This window comes from Streptacidiphilus sp. MAP12-20 (genome assembly GCF_041262525.1).
In the GTDB taxonomy this organism is placed as follows: Bacteria; Actinomycetota; Actinomycetes; order Streptomycetales; family Streptomycetaceae; genus Streptacidiphilus.
On the sequence record NZ_JBGCCK010000009.1, the window covers coordinates 178,509 to 197,866 of the forward strand.

The following is a 19,358-nucleotide window of genomic DNA, read 5'->3' on the forward strand; positions in this document are numbered from 1 at the left end:
TCTGGGTCACTTTCCGCGGGCCGCCCGGCGACACCCCTCCAGGGGCGCGAGCGCGACACCTTACGACGCAGGGTCCGTTGCAACCATCTCAGGGGCGCGGGGAACTGCGCGGCTCCGCCGCGCGGGCGCAAGCCCATGAGCGAATCGATCACTTGCACTCGCAAGGGGCGCGGGGAACTGCGCGACAAGCCACCGGCGTGCAGGGGGTCCTCAACGCGCAGGGCCGTCCGCACAGGGTGGTTTCCCGCGCAGTTCCTCGCGCCCCCGGAGAGTGCAACTGGATGCTTCAGGTCAGGCTGAGGCGTGGGGCTGGCCGTTGACGGTGGGGGGAGTAGGCCGGGGTTCTGGGCGCGCGCTCGCGTAGGCCTTGGAGATGACCGGGGAGACCAGATCGACCTGCCACTCGCGCGCGCCGAGCGCGCGCAGCGCGTCCGCGACCGCCGGCGCGCTCGCCGGCGCCGGCGGTGCCCAGGAGACGCGGCGCACCAGCTCGGGCGTGATCAGATTCTCCTGCGGCAGGTTCAGCTTCTCGGCGAGCGCGGTCACCGCCGCGCGCGCCGCGGAGAGCCGGGCCGCGGCCATCGGGTCCTTGTCGGCCCAGGAGCGCGGCGGCGGCGGGCCGTCGTGCGGGGCGGTCGCGGGCGGCAGCTGCGGCTCGGGGATCGCGCGGGCGGCTTCGATCGCCGCTATCCACTGCTCCAGGGCCCGCCGGTGCACGCGCGGGCCGAAGCCCGGCACGGCCTGCAGCGTGACGACCGAGATCGGCATGGCCAGCGCGGCCGCCACGATCGCGGCGTCGGAGAGGACGCGCCCGGGGGAGACATCCCGCTCGCGGGCGACCTTGTCGCGGGTCTGCCACAGCTCGCGCACGGCGGCCAGCTGGCGGCGGCGGCGCACCTTGTGCACGCCGGACGTGCGGCGCCACGGGTCGGTGCGCGGCGGAGCCGGAGGCGCGGCGACGATCGCGGCGAACTCCTGGAGCGCCCACTCCAGCTTGCCCTGGTCCCGCAGCTCCTGCTCCAGCGCGTCGCGCAGGTCGACCAGGACCTCGACGTCCAGCGCCGCGTAGCGCAGCCACGGCTCGGGCAGCGGCCGGGTCGACCAGTCGACGGCGGAGTGGCCCTTCTCCAGGGTCAGCCCGAGCACGCTCTCCACCATCGGCCCGAGACCGACGCGGGGGAAGCCGGCCAGGCGGCCGGCGAGCTCGGTGTCGAAGAGGCGGGTCGGCCGCATGCCGAGCTCCGCGAGGCAGGGCAGGTCCTGGGTGGCGGCGTGCAGCACCCACTCGGTGTCGGCGAGCGCCTCGCCGAGCGCGGTCAGGTCCGGGCAGCCGACCGGATCGATCAGGGTGCTGCCCGCGCCCTCGCGGCGCAGCTGGACCAGGTAGGCGCGCTGCCCGTAGCGATAGCCGGAGGCCCGCTCGGCGTCGATCGCGACCGGCCCGCTCCCGGCGGCGAAGCGTGCCACGACCTCGGCGAGCGCGTCCGCGTCGGCGACCACAGGTGGAATGCCCTCACGCGGTTCGAGCAGGGGGACCGCTTGCCCGGGGGCTTCGCTGCTGGTGCTGTCGATGGCGTCTTCACGGGCGTCGGTCACCCCCCAAGCCTACGCCCGCGCACGCGCCGCGCTCCTGCGCGCGCACGGCGGGCGGCGCGTGCGCGGCGCGCGGGCAGCACGCGGCCCCGCTTGCGGGGGAGCGTTCCCAGAGCACAGAAACGTTCCGTCGCAAGCGGGGCCGAGAGTCGAGCTAGTGAATGATGCCCGTGCGCAGCGCCACCGCGACCATGCCCGCGCGGTCGCCCGTGCCGAGCTTGCGCGCGATCCGGGCCAGGTGGCTCTTGACGGTCAGCGCCGAGAGGCCCATGGCCACGCCGATCGCCTTGTTCGACTGGCCTTCGGCGACCAGTCGCAGCACCTCGACCTCGCGCCCCGACAGCTCGCGATACGCCTGCGGCGCGGGCTGAGCGGGCGCGCCGGTCTGTGCACCCGGCGCACCCTGCGGGACGGGCGCCCCGGGCATGCCGGGCCGGCGCAGGTGGCCGGGCATCCCCGGTCGTCCACCGCCCAGGCCGTTGACGCTGTTCATGCCGTTCATGCCGGGGCGCTGCGGCATTCCGTTGCCGCCGACCCGGGTGCCGGTGACGACGTAGCCCTTGACGCCGCTCGCCAGCGCACTGCGCACCGCGCCGATGTCGTCGGCGGCGGAGAGTGCGAGGCCGTTGGGCCAACCCGCGGCGCGGGTCTCGGCGAGGATGGCGAGGCCGGAGCCGTCGGGGAGGTGGACGTCGGCGACGCAGATGTCTCGCGGGGTGCCGACCCGGGGACGGGCCTCGGCGAGCGAGGATGCCTCGATCACATCACGTACACCGAGGGCCCAGAGATGCCGGGTGACCGTGGAGCGGACGCGTGGGTCCGCGATGACCACCATGGCGGTGGGCTTCGTCGGACGGTAGGCGACCAGGTTTGCGGGGTGCTCTAGGAGAACGGACACCAGGCCTCCTGTTTGAGGTGCCGGGAAAGGGTCACTGTCTGCTTCGGCACCATCGGTGCCCGGCTTTAGCGAATGATCACGATTGAGTGAGGGGCAAATCGGGCAGTTCGGATATTTTGTTCAGCTTGAGTGAGCCTAAGTCACTCGAAAGTGATCAAAAGCGGTCGACACGCCGAACACGTGACCTAAATGTCCGAAATCGGATACCTCAGCGTACGCCGAAGCTGACGATCCTTCACCTGCGCGGGCACGGGAAAAGCGCTGGCCTACCGGCCGATCCTCAGGCCCCGCTGCGCGGCTGACGCCGCAGCGGCATCGGCACCACGCTGCTGACCTGCGGCGCGGCGCCGGGCCCCGGCACACCGCCGTTCCCCGGCCCACTCGTCGGCGCCGGCAACGGCGGCAGGCCCGCGCACTGGCACAGCAGCTCGCACCACGCACGCAGATGCGCGCCGAGGCTCAGGCCGTTGGCGTCGGGGACCGGGGTCCAGGAGGCGCGGATCTCGATCTCCGTGCTGGAGGGACGGTCCGCCATCCCGCCGAAGTAGTGCGAGTACGCGCGCGACACCGTGCCGCTCGGCTCGGTGTAGCGGCAGCCGTGCTGCTCCAGTGCGTCGAGCAGCCAGGACCAGCCGACCTCGGCGAGCAGCGGGTCGTCCGCGATCTCCCGCTCCAGATCGGCCTGAGTCAGCGAGACCAGCCGGAACTCGCCCTGCCAGGCCTCGTGCCCGGAGGGGTCGTGCAGCAGCACCAGTCGTCCGTCGGCCAGTTCCTCGCCGTCGACCTCGACGGTCGCGGTCAGCGCGTAGGCGTAGGGGGCGAGCCTGCGCGGCGCCGGGGTGTCCCCGATCCGCACCTCCGGACGCAGCTGCGCGGCGCGGAGCTCGGCGACGGCGGCACGGAACGCCGCAGGAGCACTGTCCGCCCCCGTGGCCCCCTCGCCGAATGCGGAACCGCCTTCTTGCATCGGCTTTCCGCCGCTCACCCCAGCCATGCCGGAAGACTATGCGCCCGGCCAGTCCGCGCAGCGCCGACACCACGAAGGAGCGCTGCTTCGGCCGTGCGAAGATTTCACACGTGACCGAGAGCCAGAGCACCAGCCGCCCCGAGACCCTGCCGACCTACGACTCCGCGCTGCTGCGCGCGTGTCGCGGGGAGGAGGTCCCACACACGCCGGTCTGGTTCATGCGCCAGGCGGGCCGTTCGCTGCCGGAGTTCCGCAAGGTCCGCGAGGGCATCGCGATGCTGGACTCCTGCATGATGCCGGAGCTGGTCAAGGAGATCACCCTGCAGCCGGTGCGCCGTCACGGCGTGGACGCGGCGATCTACTACAGCGACATCGTGGTGCCGCTGAAGGCGATCGGGGTCGACCTGGACATCAAGCCGGGCGTCGGCCCGGTGATCGCCCGCCCGGTGCGCACGCGCGAGGACCTGCAGCAGCTGCGGCCGCTGGAGCCGGGGGACGTTCCCTACGTGACCGAGGCGATCGGCCTGCTGGTCGCCGAGCTGGGCGCGACTCCGCTGATCGGCTTCGCCGGAGCGCCGTACACGCTGGCGAGCTACCTGGTCGAGGGCGGCCCGTCGCGGACGTACGAGAACACCAAGGCGATGATGTACGGCGCGCCGGAGCTGTGGGCCGAGCTGGTGGACCGGCTGGCGGTCATCACCGCGAGCTTCCTGAAGGTGCAGATCGAGGCCGGGGCCTCGGCGGTGCAGCTGTTCGACTCGTGGGCGGGCGGGCTGGCGCCGGAGGACTACCGCCGCTCGGTGATGCCGGCGTCGGCGAAGGTGTTCGCGGAGGTGGCCTCGTACGGCGTCCCGCGGATCCACTTCGGCGTGGGCACGGGCGAGCTGCTGGGTCTGCTCGGTGAGGCGGGCGCGGACGTGGTGGGCGTGGACTGGCGGGTGCCGCTGGCGGAGGCGGCGCGCAGGGTGGGTCCGGGCAAGGCGCTCCAGGGCAACTTGGACCCGACCGTTCTGTTCGCCCCGGAGGCGGCGGTCCGCGAGAAGACGGACGAGGTGCTGGCCTCTGCGGCGGCGTCTGGCCGCGGCCACGTCTTCAATCTCGGCCACGGCGTCCACCCCACGACGGACCCGGACGCCCTGACGAAGCTCGTCGCCTACGTCCACGAGCGCACTGAGCGGTAGTTATTGAGGGGCGCGGGGCTCTGCTTGATTAACTGCACGTCGGTGGCTGGTCGCGCATGCAGTTAATCAAGCAGAGCCCCGCGCCCCTGATGGTGCAACTGATCAGGGTTCGTCGGTTTCCGTCGGCTTCGGAGCAGTGCGGCGGCGCAGGAAGAAGTAGATCGCGCCGCCGATCAGGGCGAGGAGTACCAGGAACGGGAGCATCGCCGCCAAGGCGACCAGCAGGGCCCGGCCGACTTCGTACAGCGCGTGCCAGCCCGCGGCCAGCGCGTGACCCGCCGCGCTCCACGCGCCGCGCGGCTTCGGCGCAGCGACCGGCGCGGGCGGCGTGGCCTTCTGGAACAGTTCCACCGTGACGGTCGACATGGCCACCTGATTCTGAAGCGCCGCCAGTTGGGACTGCATGGACTCGAGGTCGGACTCCCGCTGCGTCAGCGCCGACTCCAGGGCCACGATGTCGTTCAGCGAGCCGGCCTGCTTCATCAGCGCGTTGACCCGGTCGATGCTCGCCTGTTGGGTCTTGATCCGGCTGCCGAGGTCCACGACCTGCGCGGTCACGTCCTGGCTCGCACGCTCGCGCCCCAGCACCGCGCCGAGCCCGATCAGCTCCTGGTAGACGGCGTCGTACGAAGAGGTCGGGACCTTGAAGACCGCCTGCGCGGAGTCACCGCCGATCTGGGTCGGGACCGGCAGGGGCGGTGGTGTCTGGGCCTGACCCTGCGGGTTGGTGTAGCCGCCGTTGGGAAAGGCGCCGTTGTTGCCGCTCTGCTCGGAGTCGACGAAGCCCCCCGCCGCCGCGACCAGGTCCTCGGCCTCCTTGAGCGTCGCGTCGACGTGGTCGCACTGGAGCTGGAGTTCGCCCGAGTAGATCACCGAGTGCCCGGCGACCAGCGGCTTGCTCGCACCCGTCTTGCCGTCGGTCGTCGACGCGGCTCCGCCGCCCGCTGCCTGCGCCGCGCCGCCGGCCTGCGGGGCCGCGACGGGGTTTCGCGCCGCCGCTCCGCCGCCCGCGCTGCTGCCGGCGCCGTTGGTCGACGCGGAGCAGCCCGCCAGGGCCAGGCCCGCCGCCAGGACCCCTGTCGCCAGGCCAACGCCGAAGCGCCGTCTACCGCTTGTCGCTTTCATGAAGTCTCCCTCTCCTCGGTCTCCATTGGACCGGGCGGGGCGGGAACCGGTTCCCGACACGATGTCAACAAGGCGGTAACGAAAGGGCCGAGAACAGGTCGCGGTCGGCGGCCCGAAATGGGTGTGCGAGAGTGAAAGGCATGGACAGCACGACGCAGCGCCCCTCCGGCCCCGGTCCGCTCCCGCACGTTCTGGTCATCGGCGGCGGCATCGCGGGGCTCGCCGCGGCCGCGAGGCTGAGTGGTGCGGATGGCAGCACCGGCGAGCCGCAGGCGCGCGTGACCTTGCTGGAGGCCGGGCCGCGGCTCGGCGGCAAGCTGCTCTCCGGTGAGGTGGGCGGCGTCGGCGTCGATCTCGGCGCGGAGTCCGTGCTCGCGAGGCGGCCGGAGGGGGTCGACCTCGCGCGGGCCGTCGGCCTGGCCGACGCGCTGCAGCCGCCGACCACCGCCAAGGCCGCGATCTGGACCCGCGGCGCGCTGCGCCCGATGCCGACCGGCCACCTGATGGGCGTGCCGGGGGACCTGGCCGCGCTGGCCGCGTCCGGCGTGCTCTCGCCGGAGGGGCTGGCCCGCGCCGCCGAGGATTCGACGCTGCCGCGGACCGAGGTCGGCGAGGACGTGGCGGTCGGCGCGTACGTCGCCTCCAGGCTCGGGCGTGAGGTCGTCGATCGACTGGTCGAACCGCTGCTCGGCGGCGTCTACGCCGGTCGCGCCGATCAGATTTCGCTCGCCGCGGCCGTGCCGCAGCTTCTGGCGATCGCTCGACGCGATCGATCGGCGATCGAAGGCGTGCACGCCGCGCTCGAAGTCGCTGCCGCGAATGCGAATCCCACCCCCGTCTTCATGGGCATCGACGGCGGCATCGGCCGCCTCCCCGCCGCGGTCGCGGCAGCCTGCCGGGCCGCCGGAGTGGAGATCCGGACGGACACCCCCGTCGGCGAGCTGCGCCGGACCCAGGACGGCTGGACCGCCGTGACCGGGGCCGGTGAGACGCTGCGGGCCGACGGGGTCGTGCTCGCCGTCCCCGCGACCGCCGCCGCCCGGCTGCTCGCGGCGACCGCGCCGCGCGCGGCGGCCGAGCTCGGCGAGGTCGAGTACGCCGGCATGGCGCTGGTCACCCTCGCCTTCCGTCGTGCGGAGCTCGGCGAGCTCCGGGGCAGCGGTTTCCTGGTGCCGCCCGTCGACGGACGCGCGATCAAGGCTTCGACCTTCTCGAGCAACAAGTGGGGCTGGCTGAGCGACTCCGCCCCGGACAGCTTCCTGCTGCGCACCTCCCTCGGCCGCTACGGCGAGGAGGAGGTGCTCGATCACGACGACGCGGATCTGATCGAACGATCGCTGGCCGATCTCCGGGAGGCCGCCGGGATCACCGCGCGACCGTACGCGCAGACGGTCACCCGTTGGCGCGCGGGGCTCCCGCAGTACCCCGTCGGCCACCCGCAGCGCGTCGAGCGCATCGAGGCGGAGCTCGGCCTGCTGCCCGGCCTCGCCCTGTGCGGAGCGGCGTACCACGGGGTCGGCATCCCGGCCTGCATCGCGGACGGTCGGCGAGCGGCGGACCTGGTGACCGGAGCGTTCCGAGCAAAGGAGACAATGGGCGCATGAGTGAGCACAGCGAGCACAGCGAGCAGAGCGAGAAGCAGAAGCCGAAGGCACGTGAGCTGAACGACGTCATCCGCTACACCCTGTGGTCGGTGTTCCGACTCGAGGACGTGCTGCCGGAGGACCGCGCGGCGATGGGCGCCGAGGTCGAGGAGCTGTTCGCGCAGCTCGCCGAGAAGGACGTCACCGTGCGCGGCACCTACGACGTCTCCGGTCTCCGCGCCGACGCCGACCTGATGATCTGGTGGCACTCCGCCGACAGCGACAACCTCCAGGAGGCGTACAACCGCTTCCGCCGCACCCGCCTCGGCCGCGCGCTCACACCGGTCTGGTCGAACATGGCGCTGCACCGCCCGGCCGAGTTCAACAAGTCCCACATCCCGGCCTTCCTCGCGGACGAGACGCCGCGCGAGTACGTCTGCGTCTACCCGTTCGTCCGCTCCTACGACTGGTACCTGCTCGAGGACGCCGAGCGTCGTGAGCTGCTGGCCGAGCACGGCAAGATGGCGCGCGGCTTCCCCGACGTCCGCGCCAACACGGTCGCGTCCTTCGCCCTGGGCGATTACGAGTGGCTGCTGGCCTTCGAGGCGGACGAGTTGCACCGCATCGTCGACCTGATGCGCCACCTGCGGGCGAGCCGCGCGCGGCTGTACGTGCGCGAGGAGGTGCCCTTCTACACCGGGCGCCGCAAGCCGATCACCGAGCTGGTCAACGGCCTCGCCTAGGCCACGCCCAGGCGTCGATCCGCTGCCCGGCATCGGGTCGTCCGCGGCGGCCGGCCGGCACGGTCTCCGCGAGGAGACGATCGCCGGCGGGCACGCGGGGACGAGGAATGCGTACGGCATGAGCGCCGACCGACCGCAGCGCCGACCGACGCTCAAGGTCGGTGTGCGGACGGACGTCCAGATGTGACCGGGCGTCACTCCGCCGGCGCAGCGCGAAGGCCAGCACCGGCGCGGCCGACAACAGCAGCAGGAGAAAGGCCAGCAGCGGCGGGCGGGTTGGCGCCGCGGCGCCGACGCCCGCCGGAGTGGTGACCCCCATGGTGGCGTCGGCCCAGCGGAAGGTCGCCACGGCGGCCAGCAGCAGGGCCAGCACCAGCGCGCCGGTGAGCAGCCGCAGTGCGGCCCGGAAGGCGCGGTCGGCTCGGACGGGATGGCCGCCGCCGCGCGTCCGGGCGCCGGTCCACAGGACCAGCGCGGCGGCCAGTCCGACTCCGGTGGCCGCGGTGAGAAACAGTGGATCGAGGCTCATTACGACACCCCTCCAAAGAGCGGTGGAGCCAGGTCCCCCGCACCTGGCTCCATGGGGAGAGCATGGCTCCCGGGCGTTCCCCTCGGAAGAGTGGAGCGCGATTCTCAGAGCTAGATTTGAGCTTTCCCGGGTCGGGGCGACGGCAGGGGCTCGACACGGTCTCGTCACGTTGCCGTCAGGAACTCCTCGGGCCCCACGCTGCGCCGGTGCAGTCGGCGGCCGGCCTCGGTCATCCGCTGCAGCAGCCGGTGGGCCTCGACGGCGTCCAGCAACTCCTCCCTGACCGCCGCGCGGACCAGGTCGTAGGTCTCCAAGGTGGTGATGCCGCGGCGGCGGGCGTAGCGGGTGGCGTCCCGGTCGTCCGAGATCCAGACCGAGCGGCGGAACTCGGACTCCTTGGTGATCAGCGCCAGGGTCTCGGCCTCGCCCAGGTGCTGGGTGGGCCGCCGTCGGTCGCCGCCGAAGACGGCGCGGCGCAGGCGTTCCACTTCGGCGCGGGTGCCCGGGTCGGTGATCTCGACCGGCTCTCCCAGCGAGCCGCGCTCGGTGAGACCGGCGAGCGGCGGCAGATGACGGGCGGACAGCCTGGCCTCGCGGGCGACGGCCTCGGACCAGCGGCCGCGGCCGTCCAGCACCTTTTCGAGCAGCGGCAGCCGGTCGACGGCCGCGAAGTTGCAGAGCACCGTGTTGTCGGGGAACCACCACTCGGTCGCGGCTGTCATGGCTGATAGACCAACTCGCCTTCGTCGGCCCTGGATTCGGGTCGCTCCTCCCGTTGCTCGCCCAGGCGGGACTCGAGCTCGGACGGCGCCATGCCGAGCAGCGCGGCGAGCGGGCGCAGCGTCGTCTCGCCCGCCTCGAACGCGGACCAGAGGCCGTCGGCGAGCCGGGCGGGCGGACGTTCGGCGGTGGCGAGGGCGGCCTCGCGCAGGTAGGCGTCCATCGCGCCGGCGGCGAGATGGCACTCGGCGGTGGTGCGGCGACGCAGGCGCGCGTGCTCGGCGGCGTCGACGAGGCCGAGCCGCCGAAGTCGCGCGGCGAGCGCGCTCGGGGAGACCCGGAACCGGACCACGACGGCGGCGAAGTCCAGCGTGGCGGCGGCCTCGCGTACCTCCGCCTCGGGCATCAGCAGCGCGGCGGCGAAGGCGTTGGCGCGTACCTCGTCCGGCTCGGCCTGCCGGCCGGGCGCCACGGGCGATTCGGCGAGCGGCTGGACCGCGTCGCCGGCGAGGAGATGGCCGAGCTCGTGGGCGAGGGTGAACCGTTGCCTGGTCCACCGCTCGTCGCGGCGGGCGAGGGCGAGTCGGAAGCCCGCCTCCTGCCAGGCGAACCCGTCGACGGCGCCTGGCAGTTCGGTGACGGCGAAGTCCACCCCGTGCGTCTGCTCGACCAGAGCGAGGAGTTCGCCCGTGGGCAGCAGCGAGGCGGGCTCGGGCACCGTGCGGTGTAGCTCGCGGGCTACCTGGACGGCGAGTTGCTCGCCCTGCTGCTCGGGCCCGCCCTCGGGCAGGGTGGGCAGCCGCGGCAACTCGGGTGCGCGGCCCAGGAGATCGAGCACATCGTAGGCAGCGGTGTAGCGCTCGGCCCGCTCGGACAGGCTCTGCCCGTGGGCGGCGGCGTCACCGCGCGCGGCGACGCCCGCCGGGGTGACCTGGCGTCCGGTCAGCAGCCAGTCCACGCTGACCTGCCCGGCCTCGGCGATGAGCGCGAGGTCGAGCGAGCTGAACCGGCGTACGCCGTTGAGTGACTTGGACAGCTTGTCGGGCGTGATCCCTACGCGTCCGGCGAACGCGGCGTGGCTCAGCCCCGCCGCGCGAATCACCGTGCGTACCCGCCCGGAGACGGATTCGTCCATGCCTCCACGGTACGACGCCGTTGCGAGAATCGCAATGCCTTCGACTTTCAAGGGCTGACGCGATCGGCCCGCGCCCGCGACGGGTCTCCCCGCCCGGCCGGGCGCAAGGCACTCAGCGCCGGCGTGCCCTGCCTCGGTTACCCGCGATGGCGTACTGCGGATCCCCGGCAGCGGCGCGTGAAAGGATCCCAGCGTGGCGAGGTATCGGGACTTGGCGGCGCGAGTGCGTGCAGACGTGCTGCGGGGGGAGTACGGGGAGGGCGGCCGGCTGCCCAGCGAGGAGGCGTTGGCCGCCGCGCACGGCGTGTCGCGCGGGACCGTCCGGCAGGCGCTGGCGATGCTCCGGGCGGAAGGCGTGGTCACCTCGCGCCGCGGGACGCGCCGCGTCGTGCTGGAGCAGCCGAGGCTGCAGAGCTTCGGCGAACTGCTGAGCTTCACGCGCTGGGCGCGGTCGCTGGGGGAGGAACCGGGCGGGTCCGTCGTCGCGGCGGGCTGGCGCGAGGCGGACGCCGTCGAGGCCGGGCAACTTCGTGTCCCGCCGGGGGAGTCCGTCTTCGCCGTGCTGCGTTGCCGGACGCTCGGCAGCGCGCCGGTGATGGTTGAGCGGACCGTCTACCCGGGTCCGATCGGCGAGCTGGTGGCGGCGATGCCCGCCGACGCCGTCTCGGTCACCGAGCTGCTGGAGGCTCACGGCCTCGTGCTCGCGGACGCCGACCACACCGTCGATCTGGTCCTCGCCGACCCGGACGACGCCCGCCTGCTGGGCTGCCCGCCCGGCAGCGCGCTGCTGCGCGAACGCCGCCGGACCACCGACCCGACGGGCGCCCCGGTGGAATGGTCCGAGGACCGCTACCTCCCGGGGACCGTCGCGTTCACCGTGCACAACTCGCTGGCCACGACGGCGCTCAGCCGGCGGCGTCAGACCGCTTCTTGAACGGGACCGGCTTGATCCGGACCCGCTTGAACCGGACCAGCCTGACCCGGCGTCAGCACCAGCGCGGCGAGGAGCACGCGGTAGTGCTCGAAGCCGGGGTCGTCGGCGTCGGGCTCCTTCGCCGCCTCGTCCCAGCGGCGCAGCCGGACCGCGTCGGACGCGTAGGGGTGACGGGCGAACTCCGCCGCCTCGGTCGGGCCCATCGGGCCGCCCTGGAGGCTCAGGGTGTGGACCGAGGCCGGCGACAGTCGGTCGAAGTAGCCCGGCTCGACCGCGCAGAGGTACCGCTTCGCGGCCACGTGCAGCCGCACCGGCTCGGTCACCTCCCGCCCGAACCAGGACGCCAGCCAGTCCGCGCCCTGGTGGCTGTGCCGGTTGTCCTGGGTCCCCGCCATCAACTCGCGGCCGTGGACCGCGCCGCAGAAGTGACCCACGTCGTGCAGCAGCGCCGCCGCGACCAGCGCCGGGGGCGCGTCCGCGGCCTCGGCGAGTGCTGCTGCCTGCAGCATGTGCTGGGCCTGGGTGACGGCCTCGCCGAGGTAGTCCTGCGCGCCCTCGCCCTCGAAGAGGGCCGCGATCGCGTCGACGATCCGGTCCGGCGGCGTCATCGCTGCTGCTCCGTCCGGCGCAGCACCGCGAGCGTGCTGAGCAGGCCGTCCAGGTCGGCGTAGCAGCCCTGGAGATGGCGCGCGCCGCCCCGCTCGAACGCGGTGCGGGCGTGCAGCAGCCGGGTGTTGTCGAAGACCAGGCAGTCACCGGGAACGAGCCGGAACTCCAGTTGCAGCTCCGGGCTGAGCAGCAGCTCGGCGAACGAGCGGTAGGCGGCGTAGAAGGCCTCGGTCTCGTTGGCCGGGAGGCGCAGCGTCGCCAGGGAGCGGTTGTTGAAGCGCACCTCGCGGATCCGCCCGCGCGCGTCGACTGCGATGAGCGGGCTCTCCGCGCGCAGCTCGGTGGTCGCGTCACGGAACGCGAAGGGCACCGGAGTCCGGGTCAGGACCGCGAACGCGTCGGGCTGTTCGGCACGCAGGCGGGCGGCCGCGGCGAAGCCGTCCACCAGGCCGGAATCGCCGCCGTCGGCCTCGTTGACCAGGCAGTGCAGCAGTTGCAGGGCGGGCACCGGGTCGCGATAGGGGTTGTCGGTGTGCGGGGTGATCCGGACGTTCGTGAAGGCCAGGTTGTTGGGCTCCTCCTCGACCCTGACCTCGAACTGCAGGCCGTAGTTGGTCTCGCGGACGTAACCGAAGCTTCGGGCCACCTCCCGCACCTGGCCCTCGCGCAGCGGAACGGCGCGCAGCAGGCAGAAGCCGAGCGAGCGGACCGCGTCGAGCATCCGTGTGCGCTCGGCCGGGTCGTCGAGGTAGGCCGCCCAACTGGCATCGGGCAGTCGTCCGTCGAGCGCGGCGGCTGTGGGCCAGAGCTCCTTCGCGTCCTCGGCCCGGTCGTCCGGCGCGCCTGCCTCGGCCAGCCAGGTCGCGTCGTAGCGGGAACGGTGGCCGTCGGGTGACCAGACGACCTGCCACTCCCCGTCGGCCGACTCGGCCGACTCGACGCCGAGCTTCGCGGGCAGTTCGTTGATCTGGAAGAGCTTCTGCCCGGTGCGCGGATCGCGGCACTCGGCGCAGCCGCAGTTGTCGCGCAGCCAGAGCGCGGGCAGCGCCGGCAGCGCGGCGGGCTCGGTCGACAGCATGGAGGTCCTCTCTCTATTCCTTCCAAAAGTTGTATAGCCAACTTTTGCCTCTCGGGCTCACCCTGCCAAGAGCGCCCCGGTTGAACGCCGTACGAACGGAGGGTGGCACCCGGTGTCACCGCGCGGGGATGGGGTCGGTGCGGTCCACGGCCAGTCGTCAGCAGCTCGGCTCGGACGGCGTCGTCGGCACCGTCGTCGACGACTTCGGCTACTGGGACGAGCACGCCGTGGAGTTCTTCGCCCTCGGCACGGCGGTCAGCCGGGTCCGCCCGGATGTCTCGCCGGTCAAGCCGACGATGACGATGCCGCTGAACGGCGGATCCTGGCCGGGAGTTCAGCGGGGCGCTCAGCCTCGCGCGAGGTGTCGGTAGAGCCCGAACGCGAGCCGCCCCGCGCCGCGCGCACCGCCCTCCGCCTCGGCCCGGCGGGAGGCCTCGACCGCCGCGAAGCCGTACTCCCGCATCTCGGTCTCGTAGCGGCCCACGGCCGCGACCGGGTCGTCGGCGGCTTCGGTCAGGGCGCCGCAGAGCACCGCGGCGTCCTGCAGCGCGGTGTTCGCGCCGGAGCCGCGCGCCGGGCTCATCGCGTGTATCGCGTCGCCGAGCAGGGTGACCCGGCCCGGTTCCCACGCCGGGACCGGCAGCGCCGTCCGGATCCTGGCCAGGAAGGTGTGTTCTGGCTCGGCGAGGGCGACGAGTCGGAGCAGGTCCGGGTGCCAGGACCGGACCGCCCGCGAGGCCAGCGCATGCAGGGTGGCCGGGTCGGCTGCGGTCAGCGCGGCGTCCGAGGTCCGGAACGCCGCGCGCTGGGCGGTCACCGCCCACATCATGTAGTCCGCGACCGGCGAGAGCCGCACGTCGGGCGCGATCCGCGCCGCCGCCCGCTCCGGCGACTGCCGCAGGCAGACCAGTCCTGCGGCCATCCCGATCCGGCCGCCGACGAAGGCGGTGAAGCCCTGGTGCAGCGCGGGCGGCAGCAGCTCGCGGGCCTCCTCGGTGAGCGGCGTCCGGCTGTAGAGGCAGCGGCCGCCGGTGTCGACCACCCGTGCGTGGGGCAGGAGTTGGCGGCGCACCGCGGAGGCCACGCCGTCCGCGCCGACCAACAGGTCCGCCTCCGCGCTGCTGCCGTCGGCGAAGTTCAGCCGCACGCCGGCGGCGGAGGCGTCGAACCCGGTGAGCTCCCGCCCGTAGTGGATCCGGCCCTCCAGCCCGGCGCCGAGCACCTCGCGCAGCGTCTGCCGGTGCACCGAGGTGGCCATTGTCGCGGGCGCGTAGCGGTCGACGTCCTCGTCCCCACGCACCTCGTGCAGCACCCGCAACCGGTCGCTCAGCACCGTGAACCGGCGGCTGGGCCGCCCGCAGGTGGCCAGGAACAGCTCGAACAGCCCTGGCGGCAAGCACCGTTCGAGCGCCAGCCCGGCGCGGGCGTCCAGATGCAGCCGATAGCCCTGCTGCCGCACGAGCGGGCCCGCGTCCCGCTCGTACACCTCCACATCGATCCCGGCCCGGCGCAGCCCCTGCGCCAGACACAGCCCGCCCAGCCCGGCCCCCGCCACGGCCAGCCGCAGTTCCCCCATGCCCGGCTCCTTCCCCCGCCGGGACGGCTCTCACACAGGCGCGTCACAAAGATCCGTGACAGGCGCGGCACGGTGCTGATCCCTGCGGGTGGGACCCCTGCGGAGGCACCGCCTCAGTCCTTCTGAGCGCCCACACAATCGCCCGTCCACATGACCATAGATCTTGGCGGCCGAGCGCCACGGCGTCGGAGCGGGCGGTGGCGCGGCGTCCGGCTGGTTCAGCCTTCCGCGGGCTTCAGCTTCAGCGAGATGCTGTTGATGCAGTAGCGCTGGTCCGTCGGGGTGCTGTAGCCCTCGCCCTCGAAGACGTGGCCCAGGTGGGAGCCACACGTAGCGCAGCGGACCTCGACGCGGCGCATGCCGTGGCTCTCGTCGGTGATGTACTGGACGCGGTCCTCGGCGAGCGGAGCGAAGTAGCTCGGCCAGCCGCAGTGGGAGTCGAACTTGGTCTCCGAGCTGAACAGCTCGCTGCCGCAGGCGCGGCAGGAGTAGACGCCCACCGTCTTGGTGTCGGTGTACTCGCCGACGAAGGGGCGCTCCGTGCCGGCCTTGCGGAGGACGGCGTACTCCTCCGGGGTGAGCTCGGCGCGCCACTCCGCGTCGGTCTTCTCGATGTCGTAACCCATGGTGCGGCGCTCCTTCGTTCCGGGCCGGGCAGGCTCCCCGGCCGGTCAGCCAAGGCGGGTGAGGATCTCCGGGCCGAGGAAGGTGACGTCCCCGGCTCCCATGGTGAGAACCAGATCACCCTGCTTCGCGATTCCCGCGACGATCTCCGGCACCGCGGCGACCGAGTGCGCGCCCTGGACGTCGGCGCCCTTGGCGCGGGCCGCCTCGATGACGATCTCGCTGGTGATGCCCGGGATCGGGTCCTCGCGCGCCGGGTAGATGTCGAGGACGACCACCTGGTCGGCCAGCGCCAGCGCCTCGCCCATCTCCAGGCCGAGCTCGCGGGTACGGCTGAACAGGTGCGGCTGGAAGACGACCAGCACCCGGCCCTCGCCCGCCGCCTCGCGGATCGCCTGGAGGTCGGCGGCGATCTCGGTCGGGTGGTGGGCGTAGGAGTCGATCACCTGGACGCCCGCCGACTCGCCCTTGAGCTGGAGCCGACGCCGCACCCCCTGGTACTTGCTCAGTGCCGCAGCGAGCTCCGCCGCGGGGACGCCGAGCCGCACGCCGGCGGCCAGCGCCGCGACCGCGTTGTGGGCGTAGTGGCGGCCGGGGACGTTGACGGTGAAGGTCAGCTCCTGGTCGTCCGGCAGGGCCACGGTGACCTCGCTGGTCATGCCGCGCGCGGTGATCCGGAGGATCCGGAAGTCGGCCGAATCCGCCTCGCCCACGGTCACGATGTCGAACTGACGCCCCGACACCCGGCGCGCCAGCTCCGCCGCGCCCGCGTGGTCCACGTCCACGACCAGCGCGCCGCCCGGCACGATGCCGTCGGCGAAGGCCTCGAAGGACTCGTAGATCTCGTCCATGGAGGCGTAGTTCGCGTGGTGGTCCAGCTCCACGTTGAGGACGATGGCGACCTCGGGCGTGTACTTCTGGAAGCTGCGGTCGCTCTCGTCCGCCTCGGCCACGAAGATCCGGCCGGTGCCGTGGTGGGCGTTGCTGCCCGGCTCGTTGAGGTCCCCGCCGATGGCGAAGGAGGGGTCCAGGCCCAGCGCGGTGAGGCTGACGGCGAGCATGCTCGTGGTCGTCGTCTTGCCGTGGGTGCCCGCGACCGCGAGGGCGCTGCGGCCCTCCATCAGCTCCGCGAGCGCGTCCGCGCGGTGGATGATCGGCAGGCCACGGCGGCGGGCCTCGGCGATCTCGGGGTTGTCCTCCCGGATCGCGCTGGAGACGACGATGCAGCCGGCCCCGGCCGGGACGTGCTCGGCGGCGTGGCCGACGTACACCTCCGCGCCGAGCTGGCGCAGCGCCAGCACCACCGTGGACTCCTTGGCGTCGCTGCCGGAGACCTGGGCCCCGCGCAGCGCGAGGATCTTGGCGAGCCCGGACATGCCGGCGCCCCCGATGCCGATGAAGTGCGGGGCGGACAGGGGCGCGGACGAGGCTGACGGGGCTGCCGGGGCGGCGGTCATGGTGTCGGGCTCCGAGGGTCGTGCCGGGGGCGGGCGGTCGCCTCGATTCTGCCGTATCCGGGGTGCGCCCCGGCGCAGACGCCCGTCCGCCGCTCCCGACGACCTGTGGACGACCGTCGGACCCGTGGCCTCACAGCGCTGAGGCGTGAGTCCTGCTGTCAGTCCTGCTGAGCGAAGAGCTGGAGGACGGGGACGCCGACCCTGTGCCGGGCCTGCGAGGCCCAGTCGCGGTGGAACAGGCCCTCGACCCAGTGCGGCGCGGCCAGCACGATCACCTCGTCCGCCTCGACCTCCTGGACCAGGTCCTTGAGCCCGTCCAGCGGGTTGTGGTCCACCACGGCGCCCTCGGCCTCGGCCGCGCCGGCGTGGCGCAGCGCCCGGAGGGTGTGCTGCAGCGCCTGGTCGGCGGCGGTGAGCGCGTCCTGTCCGTGCGGCTCCTCGTGCTCCTTCGCGGCCTGGTCGAGGTAGCCGAACGCGACGTCGTCGATGGCTCGGAGCAGTTCGTCCTGCTTGCCGCGCGGCTGCATCACGACGTGGAAGCGGATCTGTTCGTCGCCGTGGAGCGTGGTGACGAGTTCGACGTCGGCGTCAGAGAGAGCCTTCTCGATCAACAGAACGGTAGTGAACACGTGTGTCCTTCTTCCCTCTTCACTCGGCGCTGCTCCTGCATCCTCTCGCAATATCCGGAGGTGATCGCTCCGTTATTGCGCAATCTTCACGCTACGGGCGTAGCGAGCGAAGAGGAAACCTTTCTCCTCCAGCAGGCCGACCAGTTCCAGCTGCTCCGCGACCGCCTGTGCGCTGTGGGCGATTCGGGGTGCGGCACCCGCCGCGAGCAGCGGCGCCAGGGTCAGGCAGAGCTCGTCCAGACGATGCGCCTCGGCCAGCTGGCCCAGCAGCCGGGGCCCGCCCTCGGTCAGCAGTCGCGTCCAACCGCGTTCGGCCAGCGCGGTGACGGCGCGCACCAGATCCACATGCTGTTCGCCCGCAACGATCACATCAGCCACCCGGCGGGCGGCGGCCAGCCCCTCGTCCGGCGCCGACTCGGCGGTCAGCACGACGGTGCGGACCAGGGGTTCGGTGAAGAGCGGAAGGTCGAAGTCCAGGTCGAGCCCGGCCGAGACGATGGCGATCACCGGTGCGGGCCCCTGTCTGCGCGCCGCGCGGTCCGCCGCGAACTCGGCGCGGGCCTGGGCGGGGCGGTAGCCCTCGGCGCGTACGGTCTGGGCGCCGACGAGCACGACGTCGGCGAGGGCCCGCAGCACGCCGAAGATCCGCTTGTCGGCGGCGGAGGAGAGGCCCTCGGACAGGCCGTCCAGGCCGGCCGCGCCGTCGAGGCTGCTGACCATGTTGCCGCGCAGCCAGGGCTGGCCTGCGTCGACGACCTGGGTCGGGTAGGCGTAGGCCTCGGCCAGGGCGTCGAGGCTCCACGGAGCGTCGTCATCGGCCGAGGCAGAGGTGAGGTCGGTCACATCTGGGGCGTACGGAAGCAGTCTGCGCACAAGGGGCAGTCTTCCACGCCCCCGCGGACCGTACCCTTGGCAATCGTGTCGCCTATAGCCCTGGCCGAACGCCGGCCCGTCGTCGCCGCCGAGCGGCTGATCGCCGAGATGGTCCCGCCGCCGCGCTTCCAGGGCGCGCGTTTCTCCACCTACATACCCGACCCGCAGCAGGCCAGCCAGAGCGACGCGGTCCGCATCCTCTCGGCCTTCGCGGAGGGACTCACCCCGCGTGGCGCGGCCCCGGCGGCGAAGAAGCGCTGGTTCGGCCGTTCGACGCAGCCGGCCACGCCGGCCGGTCCCGGCGGCATCTACCTCGACGGCGGCTACGGCGTCGGCAAGACCCACCTCCTGGCCTCGCTCTGGCACGCGGCGCCCGGCCCCAAGGCCTTCGGCACCTTCGTGGAGCTGACAAACCTGGTCGGCGCCCTCGGCTTCCAGCAGGCGGTGCAGGCGCTCTCCGGGCACACGCTGCTCTGCATCGACGAGTTCGAGCTCGACGACCCGGGCGACACCGTGCTGGTCTCGTCCCTGCTGACCCGCCTCGCGGAGGCCGGCGTGAAGCTGGCGGCCACCTCGAACACGCTGCCCGGCAAGCTGGGGGAGGGGCGCTTCGCGGCGTCCGACTTCATGCGGGAGATCCAGGGCCTGGCCGCCCGCTTCCGCAGCGTCCGAATAGACGGGCAGGACTACCGCCACCGCGGCCTCCCCGAGGCGCCGCCGCCCTACGGCGACGCGGAGGTCGAGGAGTTGGCCTTCGACTTCGGCCCCGGCGCGTCGCTGGACGACTTCGACGCACTGTTGAACCACCTCTCCGACGTGCACCCGAGCCGCTACGGCGCGCTGCTCGACGGCGTGGACGCGGTCTTCCTGCGCGGGGTCACCGCTGTCCCCGACCAGAGCACCGCGCTGCGCCTGGTGGTCCTCGCCGACCGGATGTACGACCGCGAGCTGCCGGTGGTGGCCTCGGGGACGGCGTTCGACTCGATATTCAGCGAGGAGATGCTGAACGGGGGGTACAAGAAGAAGTACCTCCGCGCCGTCTCCCGCCTCGTCGCGCTGGCGCGCGACAGCGCGGTGGTGGCCGAGCGGGCGGCCACGCGGTAG

General features: G+C 72.9%; 20 protein-coding genes. 6 read left to right on the forward strand and 14 right to left on the reverse strand.

Annotated features, from left to right (window positions below; translation table 11 throughout):
- Positions 1-291: 291 nt before the first annotated feature.
- From ABIA32_RS14700 to ABIA32_RS14710, 3 genes are all read right to left on the reverse strand, one after another.
- Complete coding sequence (locus ABIA32_RS14700; protein ID WP_370094943.1) at positions 292-1,596, reverse strand: HRDC domain-containing protein; 1,305 nt, start codon at positions 1,594-1,596, stop codon at positions 292-294.
- A 151-nt stretch (positions 1,597-1,747) separates the two neighbouring features.
- Positions 1,748-2,491, reverse strand: coding sequence for a LuxR C-terminal-related transcriptional regulator (locus ABIA32_RS14705; protein WP_370094945.1), 744 nt, complete (start codon positions 2,489-2,491; stop codon positions 1,748-1,750).
- A gap of 280 nt (positions 2,492-2,771) precedes the next feature.
- Positions 2,772-3,485 (reverse strand): DUF3000 domain-containing protein, encoded by a 714-nt coding sequence (locus ABIA32_RS14710; protein WP_370094947.1) that lies wholly within the window; start codon positions 3,483-3,485, stop codon positions 2,772-2,774.
- An 83-nt stretch (positions 3,486-3,568) separates the two neighbouring features.
- On the opposite strand from ABIA32_RS14710, the gene hemE reads away from it, so the two are divergent.
- Positions 3,569-4,639 (forward strand): uroporphyrinogen decarboxylase, encoded by a 1,071-nt coding sequence (hemE, locus tag ABIA32_RS14715; protein ID WP_370094949.1) that lies wholly within the window; start codon positions 3,569-3,571, stop codon positions 4,637-4,639.
- 102 nt (positions 4,640-4,741) lie between these two features.
- Here the strand turns inward: hemE and ABIA32_RS14720 are convergent, their stop codons facing one another.
- Complete coding sequence (locus ABIA32_RS14720) at positions 4,742-5,764, reverse strand: DUF4349 domain-containing protein (protein WP_370094951.1); 1,023 nt, start codon at positions 5,762-5,764, stop codon at positions 4,742-4,744.
- A 140-nt stretch (positions 5,765-5,904) separates the two neighbouring features.
- Between ABIA32_RS14720 and hemG the strand changes: the two genes are divergently transcribed.
- Both hemG and hemQ read left to right on the forward strand, forming a co-directional pair.
- Positions 5,905-7,368 (forward strand): protoporphyrinogen oxidase, encoded by a 1,464-nt coding sequence (hemG, locus tag ABIA32_RS14725; protein ID WP_370094953.1) that lies wholly within the window; start codon positions 5,905-5,907, stop codon positions 7,366-7,368.
- On the forward strand, positions 7,365-8,090 hold the full coding sequence (gene hemQ / locus ABIA32_RS14730; protein ID WP_370094955.1) for a hydrogen peroxide-dependent heme synthase: 726 nt from the start codon (positions 7,365-7,367) through the stop codon (positions 8,088-8,090). The genes hemG and hemQ overlap by 4 nt, the downstream gene beginning before the upstream one ends.
- On the opposite strand, the gene ABIA32_RS14735 is transcribed toward hemQ, so the two are convergent.
- From ABIA32_RS14735 to ABIA32_RS14745, 3 genes are all read right to left on the reverse strand, one after another.
- The gene (locus tag ABIA32_RS14735; protein ID WP_370094957.1) at positions 8,074-8,619 is read right to left on the reverse strand and encodes a hypothetical protein; all 546 of its coding nucleotides are present in this window, start codon (positions 8,617-8,619) and stop codon (positions 8,074-8,076) included. The two genes, hemQ and ABIA32_RS14735, sit on opposite strands and share 17 nt — an antisense overlap.
- 164 nt (positions 8,620-8,783) lie before the next feature.
- Positions 8,784-9,341: a hypothetical protein gene (locus ABIA32_RS14740; RefSeq protein WP_370094959.1), complete on the reverse strand. Its 558-nt coding sequence runs from the start codon at positions 9,339-9,341 to the stop codon at positions 8,784-8,786.
- A complete protein-coding gene (locus ABIA32_RS14745; RefSeq protein ID WP_370094961.1) occupies positions 9,338-10,474 on the reverse strand; it encodes a helix-turn-helix domain-containing protein in 1,137 nt (378 codons plus the stop codon). Before ABIA32_RS14745 ends, ABIA32_RS14740 begins: the two co-directional genes overlap by 4 nt.
- 193 nt (positions 10,475-10,667) lie before the next feature.
- Between ABIA32_RS14745 and ABIA32_RS14750 the strand changes: the two genes are divergently transcribed.
- Complete coding sequence (locus tag ABIA32_RS14750) at positions 10,668-11,408, forward strand: GntR family transcriptional regulator (protein ID WP_370094963.1); 741 nt, start codon at positions 10,668-10,670, stop codon at positions 11,406-11,408.
- On the opposite strand, the gene ABIA32_RS14755 is transcribed toward ABIA32_RS14750, so the two are convergent.
- Positions 11,393-12,016 carry a phosphonate degradation HD-domain oxygenase gene (locus tag ABIA32_RS14755; RefSeq protein ID WP_370094965.1) on the reverse strand — a complete coding sequence of 208 codons (624 nt, stop codon included), beginning with the start codon at positions 12,014-12,016 and terminating at the stop codon, positions 11,393-11,395. The genes ABIA32_RS14750 and ABIA32_RS14755 overlap by 16 nt on opposite strands.
- The gene (locus ABIA32_RS14760; protein WP_370094967.1) at positions 12,013-13,095 is read right to left on the reverse strand and encodes a TauD/TfdA family dioxygenase; all 1,083 of its coding nucleotides are present in this window, start codon (positions 13,093-13,095) and stop codon (positions 12,013-12,015) included. The genes ABIA32_RS14755 and ABIA32_RS14760 overlap by 4 nt, the downstream gene beginning before the upstream one ends.
- Before the next feature lie 137 nt (positions 13,096-13,232).
- Between ABIA32_RS14760 and ABIA32_RS14765 the strand changes: the two genes are divergently transcribed.
- Complete coding sequence (locus ABIA32_RS14765) at positions 13,233-13,466, forward strand: hypothetical protein (protein WP_370094969.1); 234 nt, start codon at positions 13,233-13,235, stop codon at positions 13,464-13,466.
- Here ABIA32_RS14765 and ABIA32_RS14770 read toward each other — a convergent pair.
- From ABIA32_RS14770 to ABIA32_RS14790, 5 genes are all read right to left on the reverse strand, one after another.
- A complete protein-coding gene (locus ABIA32_RS14770; protein WP_370094971.1) occupies positions 13,442-14,671 on the reverse strand; it encodes an FAD-dependent oxidoreductase in 1,230 nt (409 codons plus the stop codon). The two genes, ABIA32_RS14765 and ABIA32_RS14770, sit on opposite strands and share 25 nt — an antisense overlap.
- A gap of 218 nt (positions 14,672-14,889) precedes the next feature.
- Complete coding sequence (gene msrB, locus ABIA32_RS14775; protein WP_370094973.1) at positions 14,890-15,297, reverse strand: peptide-methionine (R)-S-oxide reductase MsrB; 408 nt, start codon at positions 15,295-15,297, stop codon at positions 14,890-14,892.
- 45 nt (positions 15,298-15,342) lie between these two features.
- On the reverse strand, positions 15,343-16,752 hold the full coding sequence (murC, locus tag ABIA32_RS14780; RefSeq protein WP_370094975.1) for a UDP-N-acetylmuramate--L-alanine ligase: 1,410 nt from the start codon (positions 16,750-16,752) through the stop codon (positions 15,343-15,345).
- 158 nt (positions 16,753-16,910) lie between these two features.
- On the reverse strand, positions 16,911-17,381 hold the full coding sequence (locus ABIA32_RS14785) for an indole-3-glycerol phosphate synthase (RefSeq protein ID WP_370094977.1): 471 nt from the start codon (positions 17,379-17,381) through the stop codon (positions 16,911-16,913).
- A gap of 72 nt (positions 17,382-17,453) precedes the next feature.
- The gene (locus ABIA32_RS14790; RefSeq protein ID WP_370094979.1) at positions 17,454-18,254 is read right to left on the reverse strand and encodes a pyrimidine reductase family protein; all 801 of its coding nucleotides are present in this window, start codon (positions 18,252-18,254) and stop codon (positions 17,454-17,456) included.
- 45 nt (positions 18,255-18,299) lie between these two features.
- Between ABIA32_RS14790 and zapE the strand changes: the two genes are divergently transcribed.
- Positions 18,300-19,358, forward strand: coding sequence for a cell division protein ZapE (gene zapE, locus ABIA32_RS14795; RefSeq protein WP_370094980.1), 1,059 nt, complete (start codon positions 18,300-18,302; stop codon positions 19,356-19,358).